The organism is Yoonia sp., from assembly GCF_042093035.1.
Lineage (GTDB): Bacteria > Pseudomonadota > Alphaproteobacteria > Rhodobacterales > Rhodobacteraceae > Yoonia.
In genome coordinates this window covers 1-3,183 of record NZ_JBELFI010000185.1, presented here as the reverse complement: position 1 = coordinate 3,183, position 3,183 = coordinate 1, and the positions used below count along the sequence as shown (strand labels likewise).

4 protein-coding genes are annotated in these 3,183 nt (G+C 58.2%); 1 reads left to right on the top strand and 3 read right to left on the bottom strand.

Translation table 11 applies throughout. From position 1 onward, the window contains the following. From ACFDSS_RS14305 to ACFDSS_RS14295, 3 genes are all read right to left on the bottom strand, one after another. Positions 1-473 (bottom strand): GNAT family N-acetyltransferase (locus tag ACFDSS_RS14305; RefSeq protein ID WP_375256389.1); only part of this gene is annotated, 473 nt, incomplete at its 3' end. A 73-nt stretch (positions 474-546) separates the two neighbouring features. Continuing rightward, entirely contained in the window at positions 547-2,058 is a 1,512-nt protein-coding gene (ffh, locus tag ACFDSS_RS14300) for a signal recognition particle protein (RefSeq protein ID WP_375256388.1), read from the bottom strand. 246 nt (positions 2,059-2,304) lie between these two features. Next, positions 2,305-2,520: a hypothetical protein gene (locus ACFDSS_RS14295; protein ID WP_375256387.1), complete on the bottom strand. Its 216-nt coding sequence runs from the start codon at positions 2,518-2,520 to the stop codon at positions 2,305-2,307. 131 nt (positions 2,521-2,651) lie between these two features. Here ACFDSS_RS14295 and ACFDSS_RS14290 point away from each other — a divergent pair. Further along, the coding region (locus ACFDSS_RS14290) for a LysR family transcriptional regulator (RefSeq protein WP_375256386.1) at positions 2,652-3,183 on the top strand (532 nt) is incomplete at its 3' end.

Genomic DNA, 3,183 nt, shown 5'->3' with positions numbered 1-3,183 from the left:
ACATTTTGATATGTGCGCTCATAGGTGGCGCCCAGACGTTCTGCCAGTTTGATCGAGCGCGTGTTGCCGGGGACGATGTTTGAGGTGATCGTCGTCAACCCCAGATCGCGGTAGGCGTATTGGCGCACGCGGGTTGCGGCCTCGTAAGCGATGCCTTTACCCTCGGAGCCTTCGAACACAACCCAACCGATTTCCGGCTCTGGCCAGCCTTCGGGGTTCCATACGCCGCAAAGGCCGACGGCTTTGTCTGTCTCTTTGTCGGCGATGATGAAATAGCCGTAGCCATGAATGTGCCAGTGGCCGACCATTAATGCAAACCAGCGCCATGCGTCGGCTCGGGTGTCGCAATGGCCGAAGAACTCTGCGCGCGCCTTGTCCAGAAGAAACGCGATCACGGCTTCGGTGTCGCGGGTCTCGGGACCACACAACGTCAAGCGTTCGGTTTCAAGGACAGGGGCAGCGGTGAGGGTCATGCGGTGCGCATCCCCTGCGGCGTTGTGCGCACTGAGGTGTTGTGTTGTGAGTATTTGGACAAAGATAAAGACATTATTTCTTTTTACCAAAACCAGAGAGACCAGACGGCAGCCCACCCATGCCGCCAAGGCCGGGCAGTTTGCCACCCATGCCCATTTGTTTGGCGGCCGCTTCTAGGGCCTTTGGGTCCATTTGAGCGGGGTCCATGCCTGCGGGCATTCCGCCCGGAAGACCGCCTTTGCCCATCATCGACTTCATGGCTTGTTTCATCATGCCACCTTTGCCTTTGCCGAGCTTTTTCATCATGTCCGCCATCTGGCGCTGCATTTTCAGCAGTTTGTTCAACTCGCTGACCTCAAGCCCTGCGCCCTTGGCGATGCGCTTTTTGCGGCTGGCCTGCAGGATTTGCGGATTGGCGCGTTCACGTTTGGTCATCGACTGGATCAGCGCGATCTGGCGTTTGAGGACTTTATCGTCCATGCCAGCGGCCTCCATCTGCTTGGACATTTTCCCCATGCCCGGCATCATGCCCATGACGCCTTCCATGCCGCCCATTTTCATCATTTGCTCAAGCTGCATTTTGAGGTCGTTCATATTGAACTGACCTTTGGCCATGCGCTTCATCATGCGCTCGGCTTGCTCGGCTTCGATGGTTTCCTGGGCTTTTTCGACAAGCGCGACGATGTCGCCCATCCCGAGGATGCGGCCCGCGATACGGTCGGGCTCAAACGTCTCAAGCGCGTCCATCTTTTCGCCAAGGCCGACAAAGCGGATCGGTTTACCGGTGACAGCCCGCATCGAAAGCGCGGCACCACCGCGGCCGTCGCCGTCCATGCGGGTCAGGACGACGCCCGAGATGCCGATCTTGGCGTCAAATTCCTCGGCCACTTCAACCGCGACCTGACCGGTCAGACCGTCGACGACCAGAAGCGTCTCGCGTGGGTTGACCACGTCGCGGACGTCCTCGACCTCTTTCATCAGGACTTCGTCGATTTGCAGCCGTCCAGCGGTGTCGAGCATATAGACGTCATAGCCGCCCATGGTCGCCTGTTGCTTGGCGCGTTTGGCGATATCGACCGGTTTTTGGCCCGCGACGATGGGCAGGGTGTCAACGCCGATCTGCTGGCCGAGCATGGCCAGTTGGTCCATTGCGGCGGGGCGGTAGACGTCGAGCGAGGCGAGAAGGACGCGTTTGCCTTCTTTTTCCTTCAGACGTTTTGCCAGCTTACCGGTGGTGGTGGTTTTACCGCCCCCCTGAAGGCCGACCATCAGCATCGGCGCAGGCGGGTTGTCGATTTTCAGCGTACCGGGGTCTTCTTCGCCGGTCAGCGTATCAACCAGCGCATCGTGGACGATCTTGACGACCTGTTGGCCGGGGGTCACGGATTTGGTGACGGCCTGGCCGGTGGCCTTTTCCTGAACCTTTTTGACAAACTCGCGGGCGACGGGCAGGGAGACGTCGGCCTCAAGAAGGGCAACGCGGACTTCGCGCAGGGCGGTCTTGACGTCCTCTTCCGACAGGGCGCCCTGTTTGGTGAGACGGTCAAAGACGCCAGAGAGGCGTTCGGACAGATTTTCAAACATACGCGCGGTATCCTTTACCGTTTCAACTATGGCCCTTCACTTATGAACGACCGGCCCAAATGCAATTGCCCCCGTGGGCGCAACGCGCTGACGGAGGGCGATCCCTGTATCTAACAAGGACCGGAAGTTTTGGCACTTCCGGAGTTTGGGCGGGATTTAGGCGTTTGGCGGGACAGAGTCAAGCCGACGAAAAAAAGGGCCGCGATCGGGGCGACCCTTTCTTTTGCTGGCTATGGGAAGGGTGGATCAGGCAGCCTGCGTGCCTGACGCCTGTGGGCGGGGGATCATTCTGAAGCCCGCGCGGATCAATCGGGTGACCGGCGAGATAAAGACGTCGCGGACGACGCTCCAATCGACCTTGCGTTCGGTCCAGTAGGGGCTGTCAAAGCGGGTCGGTGCGCCTGCGCGCAGCAGCATGATGTCAAGGTCGGTGAAAACGATTTCTGAAGAGGTGCGTGTCATGGGTTTGTCTTTCTATATCAGTGGGTTGCTTGTTTCGGCGCCTTGAATTCACACTAACTTTGACGGGGGTGTTTCGACAAACGATCAAATTTCTTGCTATAGACTAGAAAAACTAGGCTATAACGCGTGCCATGCGTCGATTGCCCAATCTCAACCAGATCAAAGCCTTTGAAGCGGCGGCCCGGCATCTGAGCTTCAAGGATGCCTCGGCAGAGTTGTTTGTGTCCGACGCTGCGGTTGGCCACCAGATAAAGGCGCTGGAAGAGGCGTTGGACGTGAAACTGTTCAACCGCAAAACACGCGCCGTTGAGTTGACGGCATCGGGGGCAAAACTTTTGCCGCGTTTGACGGCGGCCCTGGACGAGATCGAAGCGGCGGCGGCTGAGATCTCAAACAAGGATACCGGCACTCTGAAACTGACGGCCGCACCTTTTTATACAAACCGCATCGTTTTGCCCAACTTGCCTGCCTTTAAGGCCGATCACCCCGGGATCGATGTCAAGATCGTGTTCGAAGATCAGGTCGTTGATTTCATGACCTCGGATATTGATGGCGGGTTGCGCTATGGGAACGGCGACTGGCCGGGTCTGACGGCGGTCTTTCTGCACGGCGATCTGGTTTCGCCGATCTGTGCGCCGTCATACGTCAAGGGGCGCAGATTGC

Bases quoted from the DNA above. Each gene is read 5' to 3' on its own strand.
- ffh (WP_375256388.1), bottom strand. From the start codon at position 2,058: ATGTTTGAAAATCTGTCCGAACGCCTCTCTGGCGTCTTTGACCGTCTC.
- ACFDSS_RS14295 (WP_375256387.1), bottom strand. From the start codon at position 2,520: ATGACACGCACCTCTTCAGAAATCGTTTTCACCGACCTTGACATCATG.